Here is a 3,904-nt window from a genome sequence, read left to right as displayed (position 1 = left end):
GGCGGGTTTGAAACCCGCCCCTACAAAAGGGGGAATGGTGAATACTTTAGAAAAGGGGGAAAGGTGTGATATGTTTGATCAGGCAAACTTTTCTCAAGAAAATTTACCATAAGAGGCTCTGGAGTATTTGTCATTGCGAGGGGTTTTTTCCCGAAGCAATCTTTTCTCAACTATTCAAGAGATTGCTTCGGACAATACCCTCGCAATGACACGTTAAACACAACACGGACAAACCATGTCCTCATGTAAATGAGGAAGAGTTTGGAAACAAGTCGGGTAACGTTTAGCTTGATGTGTATGGGGGTTTACCCTGCCATCCAATGTCATTACGATGCAATGGTGGATTCACTTCGTTTCATCCACCCTACAGAAATTGTTAATTCTCTTTCCTCTTTCACGAAGGAAATACCCGTATCTCCTCTTTTCCCAACACTCATACATTTCCCCCTTTTTTAAAGGGGGATCAAGGGGGATTACTTCTTTTTTGCTTTGCTCTGGGCTTTGGCTTGCCCGCAATGATTGTGAAAAGATAACCTTTTAGACAACTTTCGGGTCAGGTTTGTACCGTATTTTGAGTAATTACGAGGGATTCATAACCTCCTCTAAGAACCAATCAACATCTCTCAATATTCGTGAAAACCTCTGATATGTCAGTTGTCAATACTTGCCGGGCAACATACTCTATACAGAATCTCTTTGGAAAAAAAGGAAGAAGAATATCTTGTGAAATAAATTTATAATCATATAATAATTAAGATTATTTTGCGGTAAAAGGCCCTTCAGCTTTGGAGGAAGATAAAAACAATAGCTTAGAGGAGTAGATATGTTTTTTAACGCCAAATATAAAAATCTTTTTATCTATTTGATAATCCTTGCTCCATTCACTTCCTTTTTATCATCAGTAAGAAGTTCAAGTGCTTTAGCGCACGATAATTTTTATGTCGGATTAGCCCGGATTATCAAGACTAGCCGTTTTAATATTCTAAATCCTGACGGCATGATATTCTGTTCAAAATCTAAGACCTTTTTTGTTGTGGAGGCTCCTCTATCTGCTCAATCCTCTCATAATATCACAATGATTACTTCTACTGAAGAGTTGGTTGGCTCTCTACCTATAGCAACTCGTATTACTGATCCAATAAATATGACCTTTGATGATAAGGCCAATCGATTGCTCATCTTTCAGTCAGATACCAAAACATTGGTTAAAATAAAGGCGGGGTCTGATGGCTACTTGAATCCTGATACCATTACCGAATTTGATGCCCAGAAATTTGGTCTTCAAAATCCACAGGGAATGACTGTTGACCCGGCGCATGGACATCTCTTTATCCTGGATAGCGCTGTGCCAGAGATTGTTCATATCAGGCCGCATCCCTGTCGGGATTTTCATAACGCAAAGATTTCCCGCATACACCTGGAGCAGATTGAGAAATCAGACCTTCAGGGCATTGCCTTCAATCCCGCGAATGGTCATCTCTATAGCCTGAATTTCCGTGAGCAGGCGTTATACGAGTTTACCAGGGAAGGCAAGATTGTTACAACTTACCCTGTATCTGAATTTGAACTCAGGAACCCACGAAGTATAGTTTTTGCGCCCAGCGGAGATCAAACCGATGACCCATCAAAGACCTGCCTGTATATTGCAGATCGCAATCATGATACAAAAGAAGATCGAAAGACTGAACTGTTTGAAGATATGCAAAAATATACCGATAAGGAGAAAGATGGGCAAGGATACGGTAAAATTATCGAGTTCTCTTTTACTCAACCAGCTCTTATTGCTGCTACAAATACCACTTCCCTGATACGGACGATTGATACTTCCAAATTCTCACCTCCCGGTCCCGACCCATCCGGTATTATCTATCTTCCATTCTCTAACAGGCTTCTCATTGCTGATGGCGAGGTCGATGAAGTGCGCGCCTTTGCCGATGTTAATCTCTTTGAAATGAGTCTGACTGGTAATCTGCTCGATACCCTGAGCACCATATCCTTTTCAAATGAGCCAACCGGGATAACAATGAATCCCGATAACAGACATCTTTTCATTGCCGATGATGCTGAGCGTAAGAGCCTTTCGGTAGCACGGATCCGGAAGGGATTGCCTACGATACCTCGCAGGGAGTGCTTTTTATAGCAGACGGATTGAATCGTGAAGTGTACCGGGTTGCGCCAGGAAATAACGGTATCTTTGATGGTGTATCACCATCGGGTGATGATCAGGTGACGCATTTCGATACGTTAAGTATCGGGGTAGATGATCCGGAGGGAATCGAATATAACCCGGATAATAATCGTTTGTATTTAGTTGGTAAGCCAAAAACACAATTGGCTGAATTAACGAAGACAGGCGCCCTTAAGCAGATGTTCGATATTTCAGCGGCAGACGCCAAAAAACCGTCCGGACTTGCCTTTGCTCCTGGCAGCCTGAACCCGAATGTGAGGAACATCTATATTGCTGCACGGGGAGTTGATAATAACAATAATCCAAATGAAAACGATGGCAAGGTGTATGAGATTTCTCTGATCCCGGCTACCATAGGTAATCAGCGTCCCACGGTTAGCGCAGGACCTAATCAGACAATTATTCTACCGGAAAATGTTTCTTTGAATGGTATGGTTTTTGATGATAGCCTGCCGGATCCGCCCGACACAGTGACCACTACCTGGAGCAAGGCCAGTGGGCCGGGTACGGTTACTTTTGGCGATGCCAATGCTGTCGATACGACGGCCAGTTTCTCAGAAGCGGGAACCTATGTGCTGCGTCTGGCTGCCAATGATGGTGAGTTAAACACCAGCGATAGTATAACTATTACTGTCCTGGATAACCCGGGAGGGGTTGTCATAGACGTCAGAGTTACGACAGGTTCAAACGATGCAGAAGAAAGAGCATCAGGTCGTATTATCCTTGATAGTACTGATCTTGACCTTGTCTTTGAGAAAGACAATCAAAAGGTGGGAATGCGTTTTACCGGAGTTGATATCCCGGAAGATGCAACAATCATCAGAGCCTATATTCAGTTTATGACGGATGAGATACACTCCGGAGCAACCTCGCTGATCATTCAGGGGGAAGCTGCCAATAATGCCGCTCCGTTTACCTCTATTGACGGGAACATATCGTCCAGACCAAGAACAACGGCTGCAGTGAAATGGTCGCCGGCAGCCTGGCTAACAAAAGGAGAAGCTGGCCTCAATCAGAGGACGTCCAACATATCCTCTGTCATTCAGGAGATTGTAAGCAGCACCGGGTGGTCAAGAGGCAATTCGCTGGTAATTATCATTACGGGAACCGGTAGACGTGTGGCTGAGTCATTTGAAGGAAATGGAGACGGGGCGCCATTGCTCCACGTGGTGTATAATTAGCTCCGGTCAGCAGATTCTTTATGCTGAATGTAAGATAGACCAGGATGCAGAGAAGGTAATTCAATTGCGTGGGAATGAACGAGCTGCTGGTAAAGTGTGACATGTCACATTCTTGTCTCAGGCACATATCTGTGACAGGGTTACACAGGGATATTATCTTCGTGTATTAAAAATCATAAAAATTATGTAATAATTTGGTTGGGTTTTAAAAGACAAAACCTAACGACTTTTCCCTCTTACACATCCCGATGCTCTCTGGATGGGGCTAAGGGGCATATGCATCAAGCTAAGAATAGTGTTCCATGAAATAAGGAGGTATCCCCCTGGAAAAAGAGCAATGTGTGTCCAATATTCCCCTCTAATCCCCCCTAACCCCCCTTTAAAAAAGGGGGGAAAGAAGTATAAGTTTAGAAAAGGGAGGAAAGGACGATTAGTTGAGTGTCTTGCAAGGGGGGCAGAAAAAGATCCGTGTGGAGAATCCGTAGGATAATTTTCAAAAAGCCGGAGACCCGGAATCCGGACAGGAAGATATGGA

General features: G+C 43.7%; 2 protein-coding genes. Both read left to right on the top strand.

Features of this window, described 5'->3' with window-relative positions; translation table 11 throughout:
• The first annotated feature begins 823 nt into the window (after window positions 1-823).
• A complete protein-coding gene (locus tag FBQ94_RS17325) occupies window positions 824-2,140 on the top strand; it encodes a YncE family protein (protein WP_285442309.1) in 1,317 nt (438 codons plus the stop codon).
• A gap of 8 nt (window positions 2,141-2,148) precedes the next feature.
• A complete protein-coding gene (locus tag FBQ94_RS17320) occupies window positions 2,149-3,369 on the top strand; it encodes a PKD domain-containing protein (protein WP_285442308.1) in 1,221 nt (406 codons plus the stop codon).
• The last annotated feature ends 535 nt before the right edge of the window (window positions 3,370-3,904 follow it).

Origin of the sequence: Candidatus Jettenia sp. AMX1 (genome assembly GCF_030263775.1) — a bacterium.
GTDB classification, from domain to species: Bacteria; Planctomycetota; Brocadiia; order Brocadiales; family Brocadiaceae; genus Jettenia; species Jettenia caeni.
The sequence above is the reverse complement of the archived record's forward strand: the minus strand, read 5'-3'. Positions and strand labels throughout refer to the sequence as shown.